The sequence below is a fragment of the Lysinibacillus sp. BS3 genome (assembly GCF_039614735.1).
GTDB lineage: Bacteria > Bacillota > Bacilli > Bacillales_A > Planococcaceae > Lysinibacillus > Lysinibacillus capsici.
Genome location: NZ_CP154860.1, coordinates 2,788,529 through 2,812,940, shown reverse-complemented (window position 1 = coordinate 2,812,940; position 24,412 = coordinate 2,788,529). Strand labels below are relative to the sequence as shown.

At 35.3% G+C, this 24,412-nt stretch carries 24 protein-coding genes and 1 riboswitch; of the genes, 9 read left to right on the top strand and 15 right to left on the bottom strand.

The genetic code is table 11. The annotated features are described in order from the left end of the window. Nucleotides 1-109 precede the first annotated feature (109 nt). Nucleotides 110-601, top strand: coding sequence for a hypothetical protein (locus tag AAJG31_RS13800; protein ID WP_048395293.1), 492 nt, complete (start codon nt 110-112; stop codon nt 599-601). A gap of 68 nt (nt 602-669) precedes the next feature. Here the strand turns inward: AAJG31_RS13800 and AAJG31_RS13795 are convergent, their stop codons facing one another. After that, entirely contained in the window at nt 670-942 is a 273-nt protein-coding gene (locus AAJG31_RS13795) for a hypothetical protein (protein ID WP_004233441.1), read from the bottom strand. Between the two features lie 175 nt (nt 943-1,117). Next, nucleotides 1,118-1,324, bottom strand: coding sequence for a hypothetical protein (locus AAJG31_RS13790; protein WP_054548846.1), 207 nt, complete (start codon nt 1,322-1,324; stop codon nt 1,118-1,120). Nucleotides 1,325-1,561: 237 nt separating this feature from the next. Between AAJG31_RS13790 and AAJG31_RS13785 the strand changes: the two genes are divergently transcribed. From AAJG31_RS13785 to gnd, 4 genes are read left to right on the top strand one after another with little or no spacing between them, the layout of a single operon-like run. Next, nucleotides 1,562-2,293: a GntR family transcriptional regulator gene (locus AAJG31_RS13785; RefSeq protein ID WP_048395289.1), complete on the top strand. Its 732-nt coding sequence runs from the start codon at nt 1,562-1,564 to the stop codon at nt 2,291-2,293. Continuing rightward, complete coding sequence (gene gntK / locus AAJG31_RS13780; protein ID WP_066038334.1) at nt 2,286-3,827, top strand: gluconokinase; 1,542 nt, start codon at nt 2,286-2,288, stop codon at nt 3,825-3,827. The genes AAJG31_RS13785 and gntK overlap by 8 nt, the downstream gene beginning before the upstream one ends. Nucleotides 3,828-3,842: 15 nt before the next feature. Then, entirely contained in the window at nt 3,843-5,189 is a 1,347-nt protein-coding gene (locus tag AAJG31_RS13775; RefSeq protein WP_066038335.1) for a GntP family permease, read from the top strand. 26 nt (nt 5,190-5,215) lie between these two features. Further along, complete coding sequence (gene gnd, locus AAJG31_RS13770) at nt 5,216-6,616, top strand: decarboxylating NADP(+)-dependent phosphogluconate dehydrogenase (RefSeq protein ID WP_066038336.1); 1,401 nt, start codon at nt 5,216-5,218, stop codon at nt 6,614-6,616. A gap of 53 nt (nt 6,617-6,669) precedes the next feature. Here gnd and AAJG31_RS13765 read toward each other — a convergent pair whose 3' ends face one another. Beyond that, the gene (locus AAJG31_RS13765) at nt 6,670-8,214 is read right to left on the bottom strand and encodes a histidine kinase N-terminal 7TM domain-containing protein (RefSeq protein ID WP_066038337.1); all 1,545 of its coding nucleotides are present in this window, start codon (nt 8,212-8,214) and stop codon (nt 6,670-6,672) included. Between the two features lie 95 nt (nt 8,215-8,309). Here AAJG31_RS13765 and AAJG31_RS13760 point away from each other — a divergent pair, with 95 nt between their 5' ends. Then, nucleotides 8,310-8,642 (top strand): BRCT domain-containing protein, encoded by a 333-nt coding sequence (locus tag AAJG31_RS13760; protein ID WP_066038338.1) that lies wholly within the window; start codon nt 8,310-8,312, stop codon nt 8,640-8,642. A gap of 44 nt (nt 8,643-8,686) precedes the next feature. On the opposite strand, the gene AAJG31_RS13755 is transcribed toward AAJG31_RS13760, so the two are convergent. From AAJG31_RS13755 to AAJG31_RS13745, 3 genes are all read right to left on the bottom strand, one after another. Next, nucleotides 8,687-9,775 carry a DUF4179 domain-containing protein gene (locus AAJG31_RS13755; RefSeq protein WP_066038339.1) on the bottom strand — a complete coding sequence of 363 codons (1,089 nt, stop codon included), beginning with the start codon at nt 9,773-9,775 and terminating at the stop codon, nt 8,687-8,689. Next, on the bottom strand, nt 9,772-10,326 hold the full coding sequence (locus AAJG31_RS13750; protein ID WP_279493502.1) for a sigma-70 family RNA polymerase sigma factor: 555 nt from the start codon (nt 10,324-10,326) through the stop codon (nt 9,772-9,774). The genes AAJG31_RS13755 and AAJG31_RS13750 overlap by 4 nt, the downstream gene beginning before the upstream one ends. 193 nt (nt 10,327-10,519) lie before the next feature. Beyond that, nucleotides 10,520-11,194 (bottom strand): peptidylprolyl isomerase, encoded by a 675-nt coding sequence (locus tag AAJG31_RS13745; RefSeq protein ID WP_279493504.1) that lies wholly within the window; start codon nt 11,192-11,194, stop codon nt 10,520-10,522. 387 nt (nt 11,195-11,581) lie between these two features. On the opposite strand from AAJG31_RS13745, the gene AAJG31_RS13740 reads away from it, so the two are divergent. Continuing rightward, a complete protein-coding gene (locus tag AAJG31_RS13740; RefSeq protein ID WP_269898057.1) occupies nt 11,582-12,028 on the top strand; it encodes a MarR family transcriptional regulator in 447 nt (148 codons plus the stop codon). A gap of 230 nt (nt 12,029-12,258) precedes the next feature. Here AAJG31_RS13740 and AAJG31_RS13735 read toward each other — a convergent pair whose 3' ends face one another. The 3 genes from AAJG31_RS13735 to AAJG31_RS13725 all read right to left on the bottom strand — a co-directional run bounded on the left by AAJG31_RS13735 (nt 12,259) and on the right by AAJG31_RS13725 (nt 17,136). After that, entirely contained in the window at nt 12,259-13,728 is a 1,470-nt protein-coding gene (locus AAJG31_RS13735; RefSeq protein ID WP_269898058.1) for a hypothetical protein, read from the bottom strand. Nucleotides 13,729-14,096: 368 nt separating this feature from the next. Then, nucleotides 14,097-15,965 (bottom strand): leucine-rich repeat domain-containing protein, encoded by a 1,869-nt coding sequence (locus AAJG31_RS13730; RefSeq protein WP_279493505.1) that lies wholly within the window; start codon nt 15,963-15,965, stop codon nt 14,097-14,099. Nucleotides 15,966-16,125: 160 nt separating this feature from the next. Then, a complete protein-coding gene (locus AAJG31_RS13725; RefSeq protein WP_279493507.1) occupies nt 16,126-17,136 on the bottom strand; it encodes a GNAT family N-acetyltransferase in 1,011 nt (336 codons plus the stop codon). A 224-nt stretch (nt 17,137-17,360) separates the two neighbouring features. Here AAJG31_RS13725 and AAJG31_RS13720 point away from each other — a divergent pair, with 224 nt between their 5' ends. Next, on the top strand, nt 17,361-18,344 hold the full coding sequence (locus AAJG31_RS13720) for a tRNA-dihydrouridine synthase (protein WP_257962082.1): 984 nt from the start codon (nt 17,361-17,363) through the stop codon (nt 18,342-18,344). Nucleotides 18,345-18,383: 39 nt separating this feature from the next. Here the strand turns inward: AAJG31_RS13720 and AAJG31_RS13715 are convergent, their stop codons facing one another. Further along, nucleotides 18,384-19,631 carry a TerD family protein gene (locus AAJG31_RS13715; protein ID WP_279493508.1) on the bottom strand — a complete coding sequence of 416 codons (1,248 nt, stop codon included), beginning with the start codon at nt 19,629-19,631 and terminating at the stop codon, nt 18,384-18,386. A 244-nt stretch (nt 19,632-19,875) separates the two neighbouring features. Between AAJG31_RS13715 and AAJG31_RS13710 the strand changes: the two genes are divergently transcribed. Further along, entirely contained in the window at nt 19,876-21,066 is a 1,191-nt protein-coding gene (locus AAJG31_RS13710; RefSeq protein ID WP_103119036.1) for an MFS transporter, read from the top strand. A 116-nt stretch (nt 21,067-21,182) separates the two neighbouring features. Here the strand turns inward: AAJG31_RS13710 and AAJG31_RS13705 are convergent, their stop codons facing one another. The 5 genes from AAJG31_RS13705 to queF form a co-directional block, all read right to left on the bottom strand. After that, nucleotides 21,183-21,722 carry a VUT family protein gene (locus tag AAJG31_RS13705; RefSeq protein ID WP_054548832.1) on the bottom strand — a complete coding sequence of 180 codons (540 nt, stop codon included), beginning with the start codon at nt 21,720-21,722 and terminating at the stop codon, nt 21,183-21,185. Nucleotides 21,723-21,763: 41 nt separating this feature from the next. Continuing rightward, nucleotides 21,764-22,492, bottom strand: a complete 729-nt coding sequence (gene queE, locus AAJG31_RS13700; protein WP_054548831.1) for a 7-carboxy-7-deazaguanine synthase QueE — start codon at nt 22,490-22,492, stop codon at nt 21,764-21,766. Continuing rightward, nucleotides 22,485-22,955, bottom strand: a complete 471-nt coding sequence (gene queD, locus AAJG31_RS13695) for a 6-carboxytetrahydropterin synthase QueD (RefSeq protein WP_279493510.1) — start codon at nt 22,953-22,955, stop codon at nt 22,485-22,487. Before queD ends, queE begins: the two co-directional genes overlap by 8 nt. A gap of 3 nt (nt 22,956-22,958) precedes the next feature. Next, nucleotides 22,959-23,618 carry a 7-cyano-7-deazaguanine synthase QueC gene (queC, locus tag AAJG31_RS13690; protein WP_054548829.1) on the bottom strand — a complete coding sequence of 220 codons (660 nt, stop codon included), beginning with the start codon at nt 23,616-23,618 and terminating at the stop codon, nt 22,959-22,961. Between the two features lie 104 nt (nt 23,619-23,722). Beyond that, the gene (gene queF, locus AAJG31_RS13685; protein ID WP_004233404.1) at nt 23,723-24,223 is read right to left on the bottom strand and encodes a preQ(1) synthase; all 501 of its coding nucleotides are present in this window, start codon (nt 24,221-24,223) and stop codon (nt 23,723-23,725) included. A 125-nt stretch (nt 24,224-24,348) separates the two neighbouring features. Next, a riboswitch (PreQ1 riboswitch) is annotated at nt 24,349-24,395 on the bottom strand. Between the last annotated feature and the right edge of the window lie 17 nt (nt 24,396-24,412).

Sequence of the window (24,412 nt, the reverse complement as noted above, 5' to 3'; positions counted from 1 at the left end):
TGATTGCTATCAAATAGCATCCTATTCATTGTCTGTCACCTAATTTTACAATGCTACATAAATTAAAATGATACGCTAAAAATGAGAAATATGTAAGAAGGGAATGGGTATGGTCAATTTTAAATCTTTTCGGGGTGTTATCACTCAAATCAGTGATTTTTCTGTTGGGCAAAACGGAGATAAGAACGGTTGTTATAAAATAATGACCTTAGAAGATGGTGCTGGTGGGGTCGTCAATTTTATTATTTCTCCCTCCACCTATTTTGTTAATCGTGAAATTGTCACTACTGGTGAATGGGTAACAGGATATTATGATGGAGATGCACCTGTACCGATGATTTACCCGCCACAATACCGTGCTTTAATTATTGTAAAAGAAAGCAATTATCATAATGTAAAGGTAGATTTCTTTAATCAACAATTACTGAGTAGTGATGGACAATTACAATTAAACCTTTCTCCTACTACGATTATTTCACTTAAAAATGGGCAGCCTTTTACCAATAGTCCTGCCAATCGAAACCTCATTGTTGTTTATGGTCCTACCACTAGGAGTATTCCTGCTCAAACCACTCCCTATGAAATCATTGTTTGGTGTTAATTTAATCACATTTAAACAACGGCTTAAACCTCACTACGTGAATTTAAGCCGTTGTATATTGTTATTTTTTATTCAGTATCATTTTTCATTTCATGTAATTGTTGTTTAATCTGCTCTAGATATTCTTTATTTTGCTGAACCGTATCCAAATGCTCACCATATTGTTCTGCATTGAAACGTGCATTTTCAGCATGCTTAATCTGATTAAATGCATGTTCTATTGCTATTTCCTCTGGATGTGATTTTGCATGCTTTAATAGACGATCCGCCTTTTGCACAGAGTTACTAAACAATGTGCTAGGATGATCCTGCTTCCAACTTGTATCGGAGTGCTTAGCCAATGTATATATCTTCCCTTCTTAAAAATGTTTTCATTGTTCTAGATGTAGTATTATGAAATGCTCTGATAATATGTATGGAAGAAAATAAACACAATATTTCCCAGGCTATAATCAAAGGACTAAGGCATATGCCTTAGTCCTTCTCTCAATGTCATGAATAGTTGTCAAATATAAATTAGTGCCATGCAGTCCTCTCACTGACTGGTTGCTTGATATCTGTTTTTCCTTGTGTTTCAGCAAAGTTATTGATTTGTGCTGAAGCTGAATCAAGCTCAAATTCAGCACCAAACTCCTCACGATGAAGTGTCTGACGCTGTTGATTTGTTTTATTTGCACTTTTCGTACCATTTGATCTGTTACGATTTGTATCCATATTTGACATAACCATCCTTCATCGATTATTTGAAAAGCTTTAAAACCTTGTACAAGTTTTACGAACTTTTCATTCTAAAGTTTGTCCAAGGAGGAAAAAAGAATGTGCATTAATTATTTTTTTTAGCTAAGTATAGAGTTGAGGATTTTTCAATTTTTGATTGTTAGTAAGTCGCTTGCAATCTTATTTTCTTTCTGACTATAATACTTGTATACAAGTATACTCCAAATCAAAAAGGGTGATATTATGAGCGAATATAATGATTATTTATATCCACAAAAATGGCTTTCTAAGGCTTCTACAGGTGATCGCGTAGCATATGAACTTAGAATGCGTATTATTTCAGGTTTAATTGAAAGCGGTACCATTCTTTCAGAAAACAAACTGGCAGCTGATTTTGAAGTAAGCCGTTCACCCATTCGTGAAGCCTTAAGAATATTAGCTTCTGAAAATATCATTCGATTAGAGAAAATGGGTGCTGTTGTCATTGGTTTATCTGAAAAAGAGATTGAAGAAATTTATGATGTTCGATTGCTGATTGAAACATTTGTGTTTGAACGTCTCATAAAAATGGATACAACTAGCTTAGCACTAGAACTTAGCAAAACATTAGAAATGATGAAAGTTGCCATTAAGTATAACGATGCAGACGAATTTTCTTATCAGGATGTTATGTTCCATGAGACAATTATTCGTTCCATCGGACATTCCTATATCACCATGATTTGGAATAATTTAAAGCCAGTAATGGAAGGCTTGATTTTACTATCTATGCGCATGCGCTTTAAAGAGAAATATGAGGATTTTACTCGTATTGTGAAAAATCATGAGCTCTATATTGATGCTATTAGAGCCAAAGATCGAGAGCTTATGATTAAATCCTTACATGAAAATTTTGATGATGTTCAAGGCAAAGTAGAAGATTTATGGCGGTCACAGCAAATGCTATCTAAAGGGGTTGAGCCACAAAATGACTAACTATATGTTAGGTGTTGATATAGGGACTACTAGCACTAAGGCCGTATTATTTAGTCAACATGGGAAGGTTATTCAACAAGAAAATATTGGGTATCCATTATATACACCGGATATTTCGACAGCAGAACAAAATCCAGAAGAAATCTTTCAAGCTGTACTACAAGCCATTACCAACATTATGAAAGTCCATTCTGATAAACCATTACTATTTGTTTCCTTTAGTAGTGCTATGCATAGTGTGATCGCTATGGACGAAAATGATCAACCGTTAACACCTGTCATCACTTGGGCGGATAATCGTAGTGAAGCATGGGCACATAAAATTAAAACTGACTGGAATGGCCATGAAATTTATAAAAGAACAGGTACACCTATTCATCCAATGTCACCACTAAGCAAAATTACTTGGCTTGTGCATGAACATCCTGAAATCGCGCGCAAAACGAAGAAATATATCGGTATTAAAGAATACATTTTTAAAAAGTTTTTTGATCAATATGTCGTCGATTATTCATTAGCTTCGTGTATGGGTATGATGAATCTCCATACATTAGATTGGGACGAAGAAGCTTTAGCTGTTGCAGGTATTGCGAAAGCACAATTATCCACACTCGTACCAACAACTCAACTATTTTTAAATTGCAATGACCTTTTAGCTAAACAAATTGGTATTGACCCACAAACACCTTTTGTCATTGGTGCAAGTGATGGCGTGCTCTCTAATCTAGGTGTGAACGCCATTCGAGAAGGCGAAATTGCTGTCACTATTGGGACAAGCGGTGCTATCCGTACCATAATTGATAGGCCCAAAACAGATGTAAAGGGTAGAATTTTTTGCTATGCACTAACAGAAAACCATTGGGTCATTGGTGGACCCGTAAACAATGGTGGTATGGTATTACGCTGGATTCGCGATGAGTTTGCCTCTTCTGAGATTGAAACAGCTAAAAGACTAGGTATTGATCCATATGAAGTGTTAACGAAAATTGCTGAACGTGTTAGACCTGGTGCTGATGGGCTGCTATTCCATCCCTATCTATCAGGTGAACGTGCGCCTTTATGGAATCCAGATGTCCGTGGTTCATTTTTTGGTTTAACTATGTCTCATAAAAAGGAACATATGATACGAGCTGCCCTCGAAGGGGTTATCTACAATTTATATACTGTCTATTTAGCATTACTGGAATGTATGGAAAGCCCTGTCACTCGTATTCAAGCAACAGGCGGGTTTTCACGCTCTGAGATTTGGAGACAAATGATGGCGGATATTTTTGAATCCGAAGTGGTAGTACCTGAAAGCTATGAAAGCTCCTGTCTAGGCGCTTGTATTTTAGGCTTATATGCTACAGGAAAAATTGATTCCTTTGACGTTGTCTCTGATATGGTTGGTGACACTTATAAACATACGCCGATCGAAGAAGCAGCCAAAGAATATAGACAGCTACTCCCAATTTTCATTCGTTTATCTAGAGTTTTAGCAGACGACTATACGTCAATTGCTCAGTATCAAAGGAGCTTAATTAAGCCCGACTAAAGAGGAGGAGAATACATGCCATTAGTTATTGTAGGTATTGGTATTATTGCGCTGTTAATTTTAATAATGGGCTTTAAATTAAATACGTTTATTTCATTAATCATTGTTTCATTCGGTGTTGCTTTAGCTCTTGGGATGCCTTTGGATATTATCGTAAAAACGATTGAAGCAGGGTTAGGTGGAACATTAGGTCACTTGGCACTAATATTTGGTCTTGGAGCGATGCTAGGAAAATTAATTGCCGATTCTGGCGGTGCACAGCGTATTGCCATGACCCTTGTGAATAAATTTGGAGAAAAGAACATTCAATGGGCAGTTGTAGCAGCATCCTTTATTATCGGTATCGCTCTTTTCTTTGAAGTAGGTCTTGTGCTATTAATCCCAATTGTCTTTGCTATTTCAAGACAATTAAAGGTTTCTATTTTATATTTAGGAATTCCAATGACCGCAGCCTTATCTGTCACACATGGATTTTTGCCACCACATCCTGGACCAACTGTTATTGCTGGCGAATTTGGGGCAAATATTGGTGAGGTGTTGCTTTATGGCTTTATCATCGCCATTCCGACTGTTATTTTAGCTGGACCATTATTTACAAAATTAGCGAAAAGGTTAGTGCCTGAATCATTCAACAAAACTGGAAATATTGCCTCTCTAGGTGAACAAAAAACATTTGAACTAGAGGACACACCGAGTTTTGGAATAAGTGTTTTTACTGCACTATTACCCGTTATTTTAATGTCCATTGCTACTATTATTACACTGTTACAAAAAACAATTGGCTTTGAAGATAATAGCTTCTTAGCAGGGATCCGCTTCATCGGTGAAGCTGGTACATCCATGTTAATTTCCTTATTAGTTGCCGTCTATACAATGGGGATCGCAAGGAAAATTCCTATTAAGCAAGTAATGGAGTCATGTACAACAGCAATATCCCATATCGGTATGATGCTCTTAATTATTGGGGGCGGTGGTGCCTTCAAACAAGTTTTAATTGATGGTGGTGTCGGTGATTATGTAGCTGAACTCTTCCATGGAACTACCTTATCGCCAATTTTACTAGCATGGATTATTGCGGCTATTTTACGCATTTCATTAGGGTCAGCTACGGTTGCTGCTTTAACAACAGCTGGGTTAGTCATTCCAATGTTAGGTCAAAGTGATGTAAACCTTGCCTTGGTCGTGTTGGCAACAGGTGCAGGAAGCTTAATTGCTTCACATGTCAATGATGCAGGTTTCTGGATGTTTAAAGAATATTTTGGATTAAGCATGAAAGAAACATTCGCTACTTGGACCTTGCTAGAAACAATTGTATCTGTGGCTGGCTTAGGATTTATTTTATTACTTAGTTTATTTGTTTAAAAAATGTTTAAAAAGGAGCAAGTACAATGTTAAATACAATTGGCGTTATTGGATTAGGTGTTATGGGCAGTAATATCGCTTTAAACATGGCTAATAAGGGCGAGCAAGTAGCCGTTTATAATTACACACGAGATTTAACCGACAAACTTCTACAAAAAGTTGAAGGACAATCGCTTACTCCTTACTATGAAATAGAAGAGTTTGTACAAGCTTTAGAAAAACCAAGAAAGATTTTTTTGATGGTGACAGCTGGGAATGCTATTGATTCAGTTATTCAATCAGTAGTGCCTTTCCTTGAAAAGGGCGATGTCATTATGGATGGCGGCAACTCTCATTATAAAGATACAGAGCGTAGATACGATGAACTTAAAGCTTTAGGAATTGGGTATTTAGGGATTGGTATTTCTGGTGGTGAAGTAGGAGCATTGACAGGACCATCTATCATGCCTGGTGGTGATCAAGAGGTCTATAACAAAGTAGCACCTATACTGACAAAGATTGCAGCACAAGTGAATGATACACCATGCTGTACGTATATTGGTCCCAAGGGCGCAGGTCACTTCGTCAAAATGGTACACAATGGAATCGAGTATGCAGATATGCAACTCATTGCGGAGGCCTATACGTTTTTAAGAAAAAATATAGGATTATCCGTTGAGGAAATTGCTACTATCTTTGAAACATGGAATCAGGGTGAATTGAAAAGCTATTTAATCGAAATAACAGCTGAAATCTTAAGGAAAAAAGATGAGATAACAGGATTACCACTGATTGATATGATACTTGATAAAGCTGGTCAAAAAGGTACTGGGAAATGGACAAGCCTGCAATCTATAGACAATGGTATTCCTACATCAATTATTACGGAGGCCTTATTCGCTCGCTATATTTCATCATTAAAAGAGGAACGAATTCAAGCAGAGGCAATACTATCTGGACCAAATTATAAACAGCAAAATTTAGATAGAGATGTCTGGATTGAATACGTCCGCCAAGCGCTATATATGGGGAAAATATGTGCTTATGCACAAGGATTTACACAATATAAAATGACATCAGAGCTTTATGAATGGCGTTTACCATTAAAAGATATTGCATTAATTTTCCGTAGTGGTTGTATTATTCGAGCAGATTTTTTAAATGTTATTAGTGAAGCCTATCAAAAGCAACCTTCTCTAAATAATTTATTAATTGATCCATACTTTGCAGAAAAGTCGATGGACTATCAAAATGGATTAAGAAAAATAGTTTGTGAAGGCATCCAAGCAGGAAACGCGTTCCCTTGCTTGAGTGCTTCTCTCACATATTACGATAGTTATCGAACAGGTTCATCTAATGCTAATATGTTACAGGCACAACGTGATTATTTCGGTGCGCATACGTATGAACGAATTGATGCACAAGGTGTTTTCCATACAAATTGGTAAGTAAAAAGCTAAAATATACATCATTGCCTCAATGATTGTATATTTTAGCTTTTTTATTCTAGAAAAACATGTACTCGATTACGGCCTGCTTGTTTTGCCGCATACAGTGCTTTGTCCGCATTGTTTAAAAGCTGATACAGTGTCTCTTGTCCCTTTGTGCCTTCTGCTACACCACAGCTAATAGTAGCACGAATTGCTCCCTCAGTAGTCATAAGTGGCTGGGATTCTACGCTATTACAGAGCAAATTAGCTAATGCTTGCCCCTCTAATAATGTAGAGTCCTTGAGTGCAAGAACAAATTCCTCACCGCCATACCGTGCAAACAGTTCTCCTTTTTTCAACACACTCTGACAAACCTTTACGACATGAACTAGTAATTGATCACCGATAGCATGCCCATACGTATCATTGACGTTTTTAAAATGATCGATGTCCATTAAAATGACAGTAAAAGCTGAGGATGATTCTCTTGCCTCGCTGTAAGCCTGATTACATTGTTGAAAAAAAGCTCGACGATTATAAATTTGTGTAAGTTCATCGTAAAAAGCGAGTTGCTCTAACTGTCTTTGTAGCTCCTTCAACTCTGTTATATCAGTGAAAATAAGTAATAACCCCTTACCATGATTAACATGTTGCAGCTCTGTAACACGCACTTGATAAGTATGATCAGAAAGCACAATCTCGATGTCTTGCGTATTCACCACTGCCTCCAATGTAAATGGCATCGGTTGTCCAGTTACTTCAATCCATGTTTCCCCAATATCCCTACCAATCATTGATCTGGTTAGCTGAGGAAATACCTTGCTACAGGCTTGATTAAACTCTATTAATCGAGCAGATTCATCTAACACAATAACCCCATCATTGATACTATGAAATATTGCATCCTTGGCAACAGGCATCACCCTAAATAACCGTGAGGAATTAATAGACCATAAATATAAAAATGAAGAAGCCCATAATACCATAGGGACAGGATCAACTCCTTGAGGTGTTAAGCCCAATAAATAGATGAATGCTGTTATCATAGGAATAAGTTGACCACACATTAAGGCAATTAATTGTTGCCGGTAGGCCTTAGTAGTCTCTTTCCAATGGATTAATACTAATAAGAAGGATACGAACATACAGCCAAAAGTAAATATGCCATGAATGATATACCATATGCCAATTTCCTGATGAACATAAGGTTCCCCTAATATAGGATCTATTTCAAATACTCTATAATGAAAATGGTGTATATCATTTGTAACAACCATGATTAAGCTAATAAATGGAATGGCAAGAAGAGCCATTATCTTTTTCCTTGTCAGATGAAAACCGAGGTATTGCATGATAAACAATAATCCGAGAGGCGTTGAAAAAGCCATACCTACATATTGGATGGCCGTCCAAACCTTTATGGCACTTAATGTTGTAGCGATTAAACCAAAAGCAGAAGCAAAACAATATACCGCAATTAATGCGGTATAACTAATAAACAATTGAGCAATTTTTGTATAATTGTAGCGTTTTAGAAATACGTATAAACATAAATACAAATTTAGTACACCTGATGTGCAGCTAAGAGTAATGAAAGCAGTCAATTGCGAATTCATGTCTATGTACCTCTTTATATTTTTAATTTTAATGTAGCATACATATAAAATTTTGTGGATTTATTTATCGATTAATTTTTTAAGGAGTAACGAATATGATCAATAAGGATAACTCAGAAATCATTTTCTTTTCTGATCCAGTTGAAAATCTAACCCACCCCTTTTATAAGAAACAAATTGTATTCACAGGCGCCCTTTCTACCATGACACGATCCGAAGCCTCCAAACAAGTAAAAGCATATGGAGGGTATTTACAGGGAGCTGTTACACAACATACTGATTTCGTTGTGCTTGGTAATAAACGTAGGGGTATAAGCGCCAAGCAGCAGAAAGCTGAGCAGCTAATCCGTGAGGGGCAAGACATTCAAATATTAATAGAAGATGATTTTTTATGGCTTATTTCGATCCCAAAGAAAGATGATAAGTAAAAAGAGTATGTAAGGTTGTTCTTCTTACATACTCTTTTAATTTTTTACTTTATCGGAACAGCAATAGGCTTTAATGTATATGGCTCTTTTATCAGTTCTAATGCCCCTGTACTATCCTTAATTTTGTATACACCTACTACAGGGGTAATCATAATCGAGGTAGCTTGTTCATCAAATTTATTTGCAACAATACGAGGAAAATTTTCACGCCCTTTGAAATCTGTATTATGACTAGTTCCTCTAAAATGAATTACATTATAATCATTCCCTAAATCATCTGTCACAATATAGTCAATGAGAACTCCTTGCCAAGCTTCATTTTCTTTTTCTACCAAGACTTCTTCGGAAAGATAAAATGTTGTAGCGATAGGTGTTTTCGTTATTTTAAAAGCTTCAATTTTTATACCTTTTCCTTCTGTTTTCATACTATCCTTTTCCACCCTTATTGTTTCACTTTCAAGCTTCTCTAAAGCAAATTCAAATGCCCAGTCACCTGCTACTGAATTATTTACATTATTTAAATCAACAATTTGATTTCCTTGAAAATTAATGTGAACTTCCTCGGGCTTAGAGCCTCTAATGAGTTCAAAAATATACAATACTGCATACTCATTGCTGTTTATCTTTTGAACCATATAATTTGTTGAATAGCCGCCATATCGATACCTATTTCCAAATTCCTTAGCAGTTAGTTCACGATTGTCACCATATAAAACTGGCCTTTCTCCTAAATCCTTTTCACTTTTAATAGTGTAAGCAATAGTAATATTTTCGCCATCATATACAGCATCTGTGACAGTGACTTCAACTTCATTACTTTCTTGGCTCACTCCGACACTTGTAGAATACTGATCATAGTTGTTAAATACATACCTTTCATCATCAATAAACAATTCGAATATACTTCCGATAAACGGTAAATTTGCAGCAAATGTAGGAAACGTATAACCAAGTGTCATACTGGATGCAATAAAAAAAGTAGCTGCAACAATAAAATTTTTAATGAAATGCCTTTTCTTTTTGACTATCATGACATTTCTTTTCACTCTCTCTTTTTCAAGCGAGCTCACTTCCATCGGCTCTATATTTATATCAAGATTTAAATCATTAAATTGTTTATATAGCTTTTTCATGTCATACTTCCCCCCAAACGAATTTGCTGTAATCGTTTTTTCCCACGATATAATCGATTATCAATAGCGGCTTTTGTTAAACCATAATGAATAGCAATTTCTTCGTTTTTCATATTTAAAAAGTATTTCATCGTAAAAATATCACGGTCTAATTGCTCTAATTGCGTCATCATGATGAGCACTTCCTCCGTTGTTGTCTTGATTAAGTATTCCTCTTCAGCCGATATTGCGGCTTCACCTGTTTCATTTAGCTCATAAAAATATGGCATTTTAGACAACCTTCTTTGTTTCGAAATGGCTTTAAACTTTGCTATCGTGCAAATCCATCTTCTAAAATCCTCTTTATCGCCTCTAAATTGTTTAGCATTTTCATAAGCCCCTAGAAATGTATCACTAATACATTCCTCTATTATTTGAGGATCATTATAGGATTTTAGAGCATTATAAATAATCGCTTTGATAATCCCCATATATTCATCAATAACATATTGAAGTGCTTCTTCTCGTTTTTTCTTAAGATGTTTTATAAAATTTTCATCTGTTACCCTCATGCAAACACCCTTTCTTCCACAAACATAAAGGATCCTTTATATAAAACATCGCTCAATCTTAAATTTCTTCTCATATTACTCAAAAATATTTATAATTTCAATTTTTTAACAAATATAAAAGGCCAAATCTCAATTGATTTAGCCTTTTTAATGTTTATAGTATAGATTTTAACCAATAGCATTGGGACGAAAACTATTTGTTTACCTTAGGTGCTGGATAATCAAAGCCCTTTGTATCCACCTCTACCTTTTTCATCTGTTGATCTTCTAGTGGTTTATTTGTAGCATCTCGCTCTGCTCCAACAATGGCATCAACTGTTTCCATACCTGCAATCACCTTGCCAAAAGCAGCATATTTTCCATCAAGATGTGATGCTGCCTTTACCATAATGAAAAATTGTGAGCCTGCTGAGTTTGGATCATCTGAACGAGCCATCGAAATAACACCACGTTCATGCTTCATATTATTTTCAAATCCATTTGAGGTAAACTCACCATCAATCGAATAATCAGGTCCTCCAGTACCATTCCCTTTAGGATCTCCACCCTGAATCATAAAATCAGGAATAACCCGATGGAAAATAAGACCATCATAGAATCCATCTTTTACTAAAGCAATAAAGTTAGCTACTGTATTTGGTGCTACAGTAGGCTCCAATTCAATAACAATTTTTTCATCATTGCTCATCGTAATCGTCACAATTGGATTTTCCTTCACTTTTGACGCATAATCCATTGTTTCTTGTGTTTCTTTAGCTGTTTTTCCCTCAGTTTTCTCACTATCCTTAGCTGTACCACAGCCTGTCAAAACAACAATAATGGCTAGCAGAGATAGCATAAAAAACAAACCTTTATTACGTACGAACATATCCTTTTCAACTCCTCTTGTTAAGCATCAATTCATTATAAAACTATCCAAACTGTAGGACAAATCTTAATAACTTATAAAAAATGGGCATAGGTTCTTTAATCCTACGCCCATTTTATCTGAAGTCATGAGGAAACATAAATACATTAATGTATCATACTTCCTGATTATTCATTCAATTTCGGTTCATTGTTCTTTTTCATAAATTTAAAATCACTACTAGGATATTCACACATGGATCACTTATAAATTTCTGACACTTTAAAAATGTCCACACCCTATTGTCTATAATTCATCTATACCTTTAAAATTGACAAATATATATTAGTTAAGCAAAATTAACTTAACTAAAAAGATTTAAATAGATATATGAAGGATGATAAATCTGTGCATGATTATTTAATAATAATAGACAAAATCAATCAACAATTTGAGCAGTTTAAATTGTTAGTTTTACAAGAAACAAAAGAGATCGAAGAATTACAGAATTTCCACTTAACCCCCCAACAGGAAATTATTATGAGTTATATAATTCGAAATGAACCAGTTATTGCAAAAGATTTAGCAACTCATTTCGATATTTCAAAAAGTGCAGTTAGCCAAGTTATTTCAAAGCTTGAAGAAATGAATATGATTTATCGTCAAGAAAATTTAACAAACCGTAGAGAGACCTTTATTTATCTTGGAAATAGAGGAAAAGAGTTTCATCAGCTTATTAAAAAAATCGATGAAATTCTTGTGGAAAAATATTATTCCAAAGCAAGCTTAATAGAGTTAAAAAATATTCTTGATACATTAAATAAAATTGTCGGAAATAAAAATCAAATTGATTAAGGACTAATAAAATTATCTACCTATCTAAGCTTACCCATTTTTCAAAACAGTGTAGCAAAGACTGCCTTTGGTAGATTAGATTAGATTAAATTAACTTTAATTGTAGATTTAGAAAAAATGATTCAGAAATAAAGAATACCTTTGAAAATTTCATCCTAATTTATAATGTTCGAATAATGTATAAAGAAATATATTACAGTTTTCCTACACAACTATATTATTTTAAACTATTAATCATTTTTAATATTAGCTTCGAAATAGTAAAACTGGTCTTCTATTATCTCTTTTCTAAGCAATGGATCAGGCGCTTCGCCCTTCACATATTGATCAAAAAAGGCCAAAATATACTTATTCATAACTTCATGAAAATGATCTATATCAATATTCCATGACAATAAAGGAGAGAGATAAGGGAAATCAGTAAAAGAATAATGATCTCCTGCTATAAAAGTGAGCATAAAAGTATCTCCCCTGATCCCCTCCTTATAGTGATAATCAGCAAGCTCTGTAATTTTATCATGGTACTTTTGAAATTCTTCTGTAGTTATATTCGTATATTGTATTTCTTCATCAGGTATGTAAAGATAATTTTCATCTAAAATAAACATAAAAGGCTGATTAAATCCTGAGCTGGCTACTGGCTCATGCAATGGGCCATCTATATTGATTCCTGCTGAAATTCTTCTATCATCCAACAATGCTTGAGCAGCTGTTGAACCTCCATATGAATGACCAAATATACCTATTTTGTTCATATCTAACTTTCCAGTAAATAAATCTACAGGATCCTTATCATTTATGATAGTTAATTGATCAATCACATAGCTCATGTCTGTCGATCGAGTTTTAACATCTTTCTCATCTGCAATATTAAAGGAATAAGAATATGCGTTTTTCTGATTCATTATTTCTCTTCCATCTGGAAACTTCGTATAAGCTGCATCATCTGTATGGTCAATGCTTACAACAATATATCCATGGCTCGCCATTTCCTCCATTTGAGAAAAATTTTGCATTCTTGTACTGCCATATCCATGAGAAAATAAAAGTACAGGGAATTTTTCGTGTTTATTGGTTACAGCTACATCTTTTATACTATTAGTTTGTCCATACTTTAAATATTCAAATAAAACGCGCGGTGTAGAAAAAATGAATTCCATTGTTCCTGACCATTCTTCGTATGGGAAGGGTTCATAATGTGTTTCCTTCACATCCTTTTCCACATCTGTCGGATACCATATCTGTATCATCAATTCCCGAACTTTTTGTGCTGAGCTCTGCCTGGATTCGTCTTTCAGATGTCTTGAATTCATGCCCACTTCAAAAGGTCCTGTAGGCTTAGGAAGTTGAAAAACAGGCATGACTGTTACTAACACAAAGCTACTAATCGAGTAAATGATAATAAATAAGATATATAAAAACTTTCTTACCTTTCTTTTATTTTTCACGTTCCCAACCATGGATTTTACTTTTTTTCTGTTCGTTTGTATGAGTACCTTCATTGTTAATACAGATAAAAGAATAAACAAAATATAACTTAATCCCATTTGCCATCGATAACCCTCAAACCCCAAATGAATAATTAAAACGATAAATGCACTGATGTTAGTTATTAATTTTATTTTTACATCAAATTTAATAAGAAAAGAAAATAACCATATAATATGCACTACAATTAATATCTCTTCAAACAGCCTCAATAATATCATCCCCTATCAATAAATCATTTAGTTTAGTTAACTTTACTTAACTTTAAATTACAATAATCTAATTGTCAATTTTTTCTGAAGTTTTTTATAAATATTGTTTAAATCCCATAAGGTCATATGATCAGAATATTCCAAATGCTATATAACAAAAAAATACTTACAGTACAAACCAAGATAATGGCTTGTATTGTAAGTATGTTTCTAAAAGAATTTTTTTACTTTTTACTAATTTTAATTTTGCATCTTTAAAATGTACTGAGATATCGGTTTTAATTACTGTACTATACAATTCATTAAAGTTTGAAAAATTAGGAGCAGCCTAAATTTAATTAGTTCACGTTTTATAATTAAGTATAGCGTCAATAAATTTCAATCCCTTTGTCTAAGACAGATTGATTTTGTACCTGATTCCCTAAAATATATAGCTTTTTTAAGTTAGGCAAATTCACTAAAGGTTCTACATTCGAAATGGCATTATTTTCTAAATGGAGCACCTCTATTTGTTGCCAATTTCCCAAGAAATTTAACGATTGTAGTGAACTATCTTGTAAAGTGAATGAACGTAAATTTGTAAAGCCAGCAAAGTAAGGCATGATCTTATCTACTTCTTGCACCCATTCCCCATTACCAATTTGAATGGAAACATCATTTAAAGTTAAATGCTCCAGCACGTTGTTCGTAAATGGCTTGCTATTCACCTGAAAATTACATTCATTACAGTTTAACATTTTTACATGCTGCAAATTGAATAAGTCATTGGTTTCATAAAAGAGGGTCTCATTTAAATTGATTGTTTGCAAATGAGGTAGGTCATTTAATGAACGAATACCTGTAAGAATTCCATACTCCATGACTGTAAGCTGTTCTAGCTGTGGGTATTTCAGTAGTTCTGCACCATTCAATTGCGAATCCGATCCACTTATAGAAACCGTCAAATCTCTTAAAGCGGGTGCTTCTAGCTGTGGTAAAAATGAACTCTTCAGCTCTGCTTTTTTCAAATGGGGCGCTACAATCGATGAAATATCACCATGATAGCCAGTTAACGATAACTCCGTCAATGACGTTAGACTGTTAACCATATCCAACAATTCCACTTGACCAGGAGAAGCTAAACGTAGCTTTGTTAAAGATGACATATTTCTAAGTCTATCTAAATTGATGATATTCATGTTTTCAAGATCTAAAGATTGTAGTTTAGGCATATTTTGTATAAAATCAAGCGTTTTTAAATTTCTTACTGACGTAAGCTTCAATTCTTGTAATTGAGTCAATGAGTATAGTGGGCTAAAATCTGTAGCTTCACTAATGTCTATTGCTAACGATTCTAGATTAGTTAGTGTAGACAGCCACTTTATATCATTAATTGACTTTAAGGAAAGTGATTTCAGCGATAATTTATTTAGAATCTGAAAATCTGTCACCTCTTCAGCCACATAAGATAGTTCTAGAGATTGAAGATTGGGGAACTCTAATAATAAAGCAAGTTCATCATTACTTCTAATTTGGATAGAGAGCTCTTTAACATTTGACTTATCACTAAAATATCCTGCGATTTTACTAAATGATTCATTAAAACTACCTGTATAACTTTTTAAGTTTTCAAGATGTTGGAAGCTTACTTTTTCACTTTGTGATATTTCATAATCATTCATGAGCTTTAAAACCGTTAATCCAGTAAAGGCCTCAAAGTCCTTTTGTTCAATTTTTTGCGTATTTAATAATTTATCCATAATGATATAAGTAGAAATTTTAGCTTCCTTATTTGTAAAAGGATCTTCTAGACTATAATCAAAATGCCATTGATCGTCAGAATAGTAGGCAGCCAAATATCGAATACTTGCAATCTCTTCTTTTGCTGGCATCGTCCCACCTTTATCAAAAATATCTTTTAAAAAGAACAGTAGAACTTCACTTTCAGGCATTGTTCGAACGGATAGTTCTTCACGGTTTCCATCCTCTGTTTGATTACTACTTAAAAGAAAATACCCAAGGAATACACACATCATGACAATTGGTATCATAAAGAGCAGCTTTAAATTTGTTTTTGGACGGGATGGTGTATGAGGAGAAGCTGTTCCATAATAATTATTAATCGTTTGATCAACATAATAAATTTTATTCTCTTTCAACATGATTTCCGTATCACAAAAAGGACATTTGAATGTTTGCTCTTCTTTATATTCAATTTTCCCATTACAATTTGGACAATTTAATTTAATAAATTCCACTGGCAGCCCCCCAGCACTATTTTTCCATTAAGCTTAGTTGTCTAAAAAATAAATGTCAATATTTACGAAGTATAGGCAAGCAATCTAAAACTAAATTTTAAGTGTCTAGCCAGCTGTTTGAATTCTTCATAACAGCAGAATTTAATAAATCTAACTAAATTTACAATAATCCTATACTTGGGTTATTAAAGTTTGCCCAGGCTATATCACTGTTAATGTACCTAACCATTCTATAGGCTACTGGCTTAAAACCGCACTTTGGCCAAAATGCCGATGCAGCAAGATTAGTTATTCTCCAATCTGTAATGATATTCTCATAGCCCGCCTCTTTCATCCTTCTACAGCCTTCATTCATCAACTTTTTTCCCACACCTCTTCCCATTTGTGAAGAGTAAGTACCTGCAATCGTTAGCTCTATTGCATGCTCAGGTGTCATCAAATCTGAATGTATAGGATAATATTTTTGAAATCCTAATTCCTGCCCATCCTTTACTGCAACGAAACATGTATCATCATTCTCCTCTACTATACTTTTATATGAGTCTTTTATGCTCATGACAACCTCAGGGAATACAGGCTCAAATGTAGGTGCGGAATTTTGATACGATTGAATGATCCTAGACATTTTCCCCATCATTTCACTATCCATTTTATTTGCAACCCTAATCTCTGCATTACATGTATTTTCAAATGGTTTATAATCCCCAATGTTCATGACCCCATGTACTTGTTGTATAGAAAAGCTTAATCGTTGGTAGGCATCATAGTAAGCCTGATTTCCAAGAGGGATTATCGTGTAATGCATAAAGCAACCTTGCTCTAGCCATACCACTGAAATCTCTGCATATAATTTTCTAATAAGCTCAGCGGATTGATCCTTTCTGATTGCCAACCCTTCATAGGGTACCCATACATGTCTGCCTCTTAGAGAGTCATTCTTGATGACTCCGATTAAATATCCTACTAAGTCATCTTTAATAAATGCTCCAATCCCCTTAATATTATTATGAGCAAATAAGTTTTCAAGCATATTTGTTATATGTTCAGCATGAAGACAGCTGTTGTTTAGAAATGGATATACTTCACCCTCAAGGCTCTGTCTATTTTCGAGTAATTCAGCCATTGTGGGTACATCATTCACATCGATTGTTTTATATTTATATTTTCCCACTTCAACTCTCCCCCTAAATTTCTACATTATATTACATATTATATCATTATAGATAATACAGGATTTTGTTGGATATTTTTAATTACTTTCTAATCTAAGAGAGCCAAAGTCTAATTACAATGATGAATTTCTATCCTTAAGCTAAGCCAATTAACTATGTAGAAATAAAATAAATATGATATCTTTTTGCAAGGTAGTATTTTGGAAAGAGAGGATTTTTAGCAATGAATCAAAAAAATTTCTGGCTTGATTTACCACGGCCATTCTTCATTTTAGCTCCCATGGAGGATGTGACAGATGTTGTATTTCGTCATGTCATTCAGGAAGCAGGGAGACCCGATGTATATTTTACGGAATTCACCAATACGACGAGCTATTGTCATCCAGATGGGTTAGATAATGTACGTAACCGCTTAGCTTTCACAGAAGATGAACAGCCTATTGTTGCACATATTTGGGGAGACAACCCTGAACATTTTCGTCAAATGAGTATTGGTATGAAGGAATTAGGCTTTAAGGGAATTGATATTAATATGGGTTGCCCAGTTGATAATGTAGCAGAAAGAGGTAAAGGAGCTGGATTAATTCTTCATCCTGACCTAGCCGCAGATATTATTCAAGCAGCCAAAGCAGGAGGCTTACCCGTCAGTGTCAAAACAAGACTTGGCTTTACGGATGTAGCAGAATGGCGTGAGTGGCTTACACATATTTTAAAACAGGATATCGCCAATCTTTCTATTCATCTCCGTACAAGGGAAGAGATGAGCAAGGTCGCTGCACATTGGGAATTAATTGGAGATATCAAAAAACTACGTGATGAAGTTGCTCCCCACACATTACTGACGATCAACGGTGATATTCCTGATCGTTTAACAGGTCTAAAACTAGTTGAGCAATACGGTATCGATGGTGTAATGATTGGGCGCGGGGTGTTTTCAAACCCATTTGCCTTTGAAAAGGAACCTAAAGAGCATAGTGCCAAAGAATACCTTAATTTACTATACTTACACCTTAACCTTCATGACCACTATTCCAAGGAGTTCGAAACACGTTCATTTAAAGCATTACAACGTTTCTTTAAAATATATGTACGTGGCTTCAAAGGGGCTAGTCAATTGAGAGTTCAATTACTGGGTGCACATTCTACGGATGAAGTCCGTGAATTACTAGCTACGTATATTGCCCACGAACTAAAGGAGAAAAAATAAGAGGAGATTGGCTATCGCCACTCTCCTTTTTATTTACTTTTACTTGTAATCATTTATTGGGCCTTTATCCATTAGAACTTCTACCATATTAGAAGAGCCCATCTTCAGCTTAGGTCTACGTTCAGAATTAGGTTCACTATAAAGCTCTAATGGGCTGATAATCACACCATCTGGAGTATTATGAAGTATTCCAGGCACACAGGAATAAATTCTATCATTATTATTAGCATTTTTAGCAAAAATAGTAACGGAGGTTCCATTATGATTATCTATACTCATAGACACCTTATATCTGTAGAATGAGCCTGTGCCATTTGATTGGGCGGAATAAACCACAGGAACAACAGCTAAAACATTATTATTTAATCTCAATTTGATTACTTCAGTTTTTGTTGAACCAGCATCTCTCCCAACATCCCCCATGTGTTCGACTACCCCGTTGTGAAAACTCCTAAGTGGGGGTGTATTTTTCGCCCCAAACATAGCTACATCGATCTGCTGACCATCCTTTGTATAGACTAAAGCATATATATCGTAGTCAGTACCAGTTTGCCATGATACCGTAGCAGTAATTTCAGGCGTTTTATCAATGATAACTGGCTTTTGACCTTTGGTGAGACTGACATTCCCCTTTACCTTTTCAAGATTTATCTGTGATAACATGTTTTGTCTATTTGTACTTTCTGGAACATTTAATGATTGATCAGGTTCTATCAGCATTTGTTTTTTTATAGTTGTTGATTCAGAAAGCTTGTTTTGTTCTTCAGGTTCAACCTCAACACCGTAATTTTTACATAACCCCTCTAACCCAGAATCAAATCCCCGCCAAATAGATCTCACCTTTGTCTGACTATTTCTTAGATATAATTCTAATACTACGATTCCATTTTCATTTGCAAAATTAGCTGGTGCTAAATTGATAATATTGTTATCAGTACGTATTTCTGCCTTTAAATTTTTCACATTTGAAAAACCTCGGCTATTATCTTCTGTAAGTGTTATAGCTATTTTAGTAATACCTTCAGGGATTTTACTCATGTCAAAATTCATTTTATGTATTTTTATATTCCCTACATTCTCAGATGGTATCAGGGTAGCTGCACCAGATAAGCTAGTTGGTTGATTATAAAATATAATGCCGCTATCTCCTTGTACTTTGTTTACATCCGTTAAAAGGAATGCAGTTAACGAAATATCGATCGAATTAGACATTTCGTAGCTAATAGTAACACTACCTTTTTGGGAACTTATAACTGTATTTGCTCCCATCTGAAGGAATTGAATCATGTGAATCCCCCTTATCCCCTTATTATGTATAGATATCAAATTGATAAAATTGCAAAGTTAATCTTCCAATTAAAAAATTCGAGTAATATTTACAAAATCCTTCTTTAGAGGTAGAAAGTTGGAAACAAACACTGATATTTACAGGAAACCAATCTAATTTCTCATAAATGCATTTTATGATATGATGTTTAAATTGTGTGTCTACTAAGTAGCACAGTTACATTCTTCAAAGAAAGAGGTATTTATGCATCATACACAGTTATCCAAGCGACATTGGTTACTTATCTTAACACTTGCATTCTTAACATTTGTTCTTGGGACAAGCGAATTTGTTATTGTCGGGATCTTAACTGATATTTCTTCAAGCCTTCATATGACAAATGCAAAAGCAGGCACACTCGTTTCTGCGTTCGCTATCACATTTGCCATCGCTACACCACTCGTGATGTCAGCAACAAGCCATTTTCCAAAGCGTAAATGGATGTTGTTTTTGATAGGTTCCTTCATTGCCTTAAATGCTCTGTGTGTAATTTCAACGAGCTATATTATGCTCCTTATACTTCGGGTTATGACCGCGATTGTAACAGGTGTATTGATCTCTCTAGCCATGATTGTTGCAAGCGAAACCATGCCAATTAATAAACGCGGCCTTGCTATATCATTTGTTTTCGGTGGTTTTACACTGGCCAATGTAGTTGGAGTACCCATTGGAATTGTAATCGCTGAATGGTACGGCTGGAATGCCACTTTTATGTTAACCACTCTTCTCGGAGGGTTGGCGTTTGCGGCATCTTTTTTCGTCTTACCTACTCGACTCAGCCAAGTACGAAGCTCAATACGGGATCAATTTTCTTTAATGATTCAGCCTCGAATTTTAATTGCCTTTTTCATTCCTGCTCTCGGTTTTGGTGCAACCTATGCAGTCTTTACGTACCTTGTTCCTATTTTAAAGGGAATGGGTGCACCAAATAATTCTATAAGTTTAATCTTATTCGGCTACGGCTTTCTTTCAATTTTCAGCAACATTCTTGCCGGTAAAATTGCCACTCACAATGCCATCGGCCGACTTCGGTTTGTCTTTCTCGCACAAGCTATTGTATTGACAAGCTTATTTTGGACAACAAACCATTTTATTTTAGGATTAGCGAACATCGGACTAATGTCACTTATGGCCATCCTCTTAACAACATCTACTCAACTTTATTTAATAGATTTGGCCGAAATTTATAAACCAGATGCTAAAGGACTCGCTGCTTCTCTTATGCCCGTGGCAAGTAACGTAGGCATCGCTTTTGGGTCTGCATTAGGCGGCATTGTATATCATCAAGGAAATTTGATGAATGTCACATGGGTCGGTGGTATAGTTGCCGTCAGTGCAAGTCTACTAACTTTCTTTAGTTATCATTTAGACCTTAAACAAAAGAAAACAGCATAAAAAATGCAAGAGGTACCTTAGAAAGAATATAAATCAAACAGACCCATTCGAATAAAGCGAATGGGCCTGTTTTTAAAAAGCTTACTTGTGATCCGTATCTTCATAATAAGGAATAATTATTCTGGAATAATATATTTTTCTTTCATTGGCCCAACTTTATTTAAAATAATTGCGCCAATCATTTGTATAATCGTCTTCACAATAATTTGCCCCAAAATGGCGGCAGGTACCGCTTCCCATGGCAATATATTGGCACCAAGTGGACTTAAGCCGATTACTACGAAAATTGCAGAATCTAGAAATCCTCCAACAATACCACTGTAGAACACACGCCAAGCCATTGGTAATTTTAATCGAGTATAAATTTCAGTATCGGCCGTTTCTGCGACAACAAATGATAGTGCTGAGGCTACCACAATTAAAAGTGTATCACCTAGTAGGAATGACACCACAGCTGATAAAATTAAAGCTGTAATAATAAATAAATACGTCTTTTTTCTACCATATTTATTTTGTACTAGATCCCGAAAAATAAAGGTGGCCCCAATTAAAAGCGTTCCCATTGGAACAATAAACATACCAAAATGGAATGGTGCAAATGCTGCCGTTACCACATTAGCAATAACAATAGATAATAAATAAAATAATATTCTCAAACTATTACTCCTCAAGTAAATTTAATTTTTGTAATGGCACACTATACACCTCTTTTATTTCCCCACACAAGGGCATGTAACTGTGGCAGTACTTTAACATCTCTTAAATCCTCATCCTTCATTACTCTATCAATCAGTGCACGATATTTATCCAATAAATCCATCATTAATTGTGAATTATCAGTTGCCGTGAGATCATCATTACCGACTTGAAGATAAAAAGGAATCATTGGATATCGATGGTGAATTTGTTTAGCATAATCGTAATCCTCTTGATTAAAAACGACTATTTTGAGGGATACATGGTGATTGCTGTTCCGATCTTTAAGTTTTTCGAAGATATAAGAGAGCACCGAGTAGTCTGTGGTCATTCCAGAACTAGGTGGCTTTGGTGAAATTGTCAGTTCATCAATCTCATACATCCACTTTTGCCACCTACTCCCCTGTGTTTCTACCCCGATTTTTATGTCATTTTCTTTTAAAATGGCAATAAGCTCTGCTAAATTCGGATTGAGTGCAGGATTGCCGCCTGAAATTGTGACAAATGAAAAACCATTGCCCCCTAAACGTTTCAACTCAGACCAAATCTCTTCCGCTGTCATTTGGACAATAAGGTGCTTTCCACTGCCGTCCCACGTAAACGATGAATCACACCAAGAACAGGAATAATCGCAGCCCGCAGTTCTTACAAACATCGTCTTCTGGCCAACGACCATACCCTCTCCTTGAATCGTTGGCCCAAAAATCTCGATAACAGGTACTTTACTCAACTTCCATCCACTCCCTTCTAGCTTCTGCATAGCTTGTTGGAGTCTCGTAAAGCCTGATAAACTCTACACGCACACCGTTATATCCTTCATCAAGCAAAGCCTCAGTCAACTTTTCGTAAATCCAAACAACAATGTTCTCTGCCGTCGTATTCATGGGTGGAAGCGTTTCATTTAAATAACGGTGATCCAAATGAATCTCTATTTTATGTTTCCATATTTCTTTTATATCACCGAAATCAATCATCAAACCACGTTCATCTGTGTAGCCACTCAGTCCTAATATAGCTCGATAGGTATGCCCATGTAGATTTTTACATTTCCCTTCATAATGATGTAGATGATGGGCAGCATCGAAAGTAAATTCTTTGCTTATGAGAACACGCTTTGCATGATATTTCAATTGATTTCTTTGAATATCCACATCAATTCTCTGGAGTCTCTCAACGATTTTAAAATCTGACATGCCTTAAGACTCCTTCCTATAACTTAAATACTCATCAAGCCCTTTATTTCGCAATTTACATGCTGGGCATTCACCACATCCATCTGCTATGACACCGTTATAGCAAGTCAACGTTCTTTGTCGTACAAACTCAAGTGCCCCAAGCTGATCAGCTAATTCCCATGTTTGTGCCTTATTCAGCCACATCAAGGGTGTATCAATCACAAAGGAATCATCCATCGATAAATTTAACGTTACATTTAAGGATTTAATAAAGACATCTCGGCAATCCGGATATCCACTAAAATCAGTTTCACAAACACCTGTTACAATATGCTTTGCCCCTACTTGGCTCGCTAAAACGCCCGCAAATGAAAGAAAAAGGAGATTGCGGCCAGGCACAAAAGTCGATGGGAGCTCACCATTTTCTCCGTCCTTCACCTTTATGTCTTGTCGTGTCAATGCATTCGGAGCAAGTTGATTCAGGAGAGACATATCAAGTATGTGATGCTTGATACCAAGCTCCTCTGTTATCACCTTCGCACAGTCAATTTCAAGACGGTGCCTTTGACCATAATCGAAAGTTACTGCCTCAATCTCTTCAAAGCGTTCTTTTGCCCAGAACAAACAAGTTGTGCTGTCCTGACCTCCACTAAATACTACAATTGCTTTTTCCTTTTTCATCTATAAAGACTCCCTTATATCGAAAAAACAGCACTCTAAGAAAAAGTGCTGCTTTCTTCTTAGTTTTTTTAAGAGGGTAGCTAAAAACCTCTGTCTTGCTTCATTTATCGATTATCAATTTTTTCTGGGTTAAGATCGTGGTTCATTAAACGATAATTGGCGATTTCTTCGTATTTAGTTCCTGGCTTCCCATAGTTACACCAGGGATCAATCGAGATACCCCCACGTGGAGTAAATTTCCCCCAAACCTCTATATATCTTGGATCAAGTAATGCAATTAAATCATTCATAATGATATTAACGCAATCTTCATGGAAATCGCCGTGATTTCTAAAACTGAATAAATACAACTTTAGAGATTTACTTTCAACAATTTTTTTATCTGGGATATATGAAATGTACATCGTTGCAAAATCCGGCTGATTTGTAAGCGGACATAAACTGGTAAACTCTGGGCAATTAAACTTAACAAAATAATCTCGATTAGCATGAAGATTATCCACTGCCTCTAATACCTCAGGTGCATAATCATAGGAATACTTTGTACCTTGATTACCTAATAGGGTCAAATCCTTTAATCCTTCTTCATGACTTCTGCCAGACATAAAAAAACCTCCTTGTAAAATGTTTCCCAACACTTTTCAAGAGAGGCATCACCAATCATTCTATTTAAAACATAAGTAAACAGATAAAAAAAGCCACGTCCGATATGGACATGGCATATTGTCATGTTTCCATAGTTTTTTATAGAGGGTATCAGCTATGAACCTCTCCCGTTCTAGTCCGGGCATTCT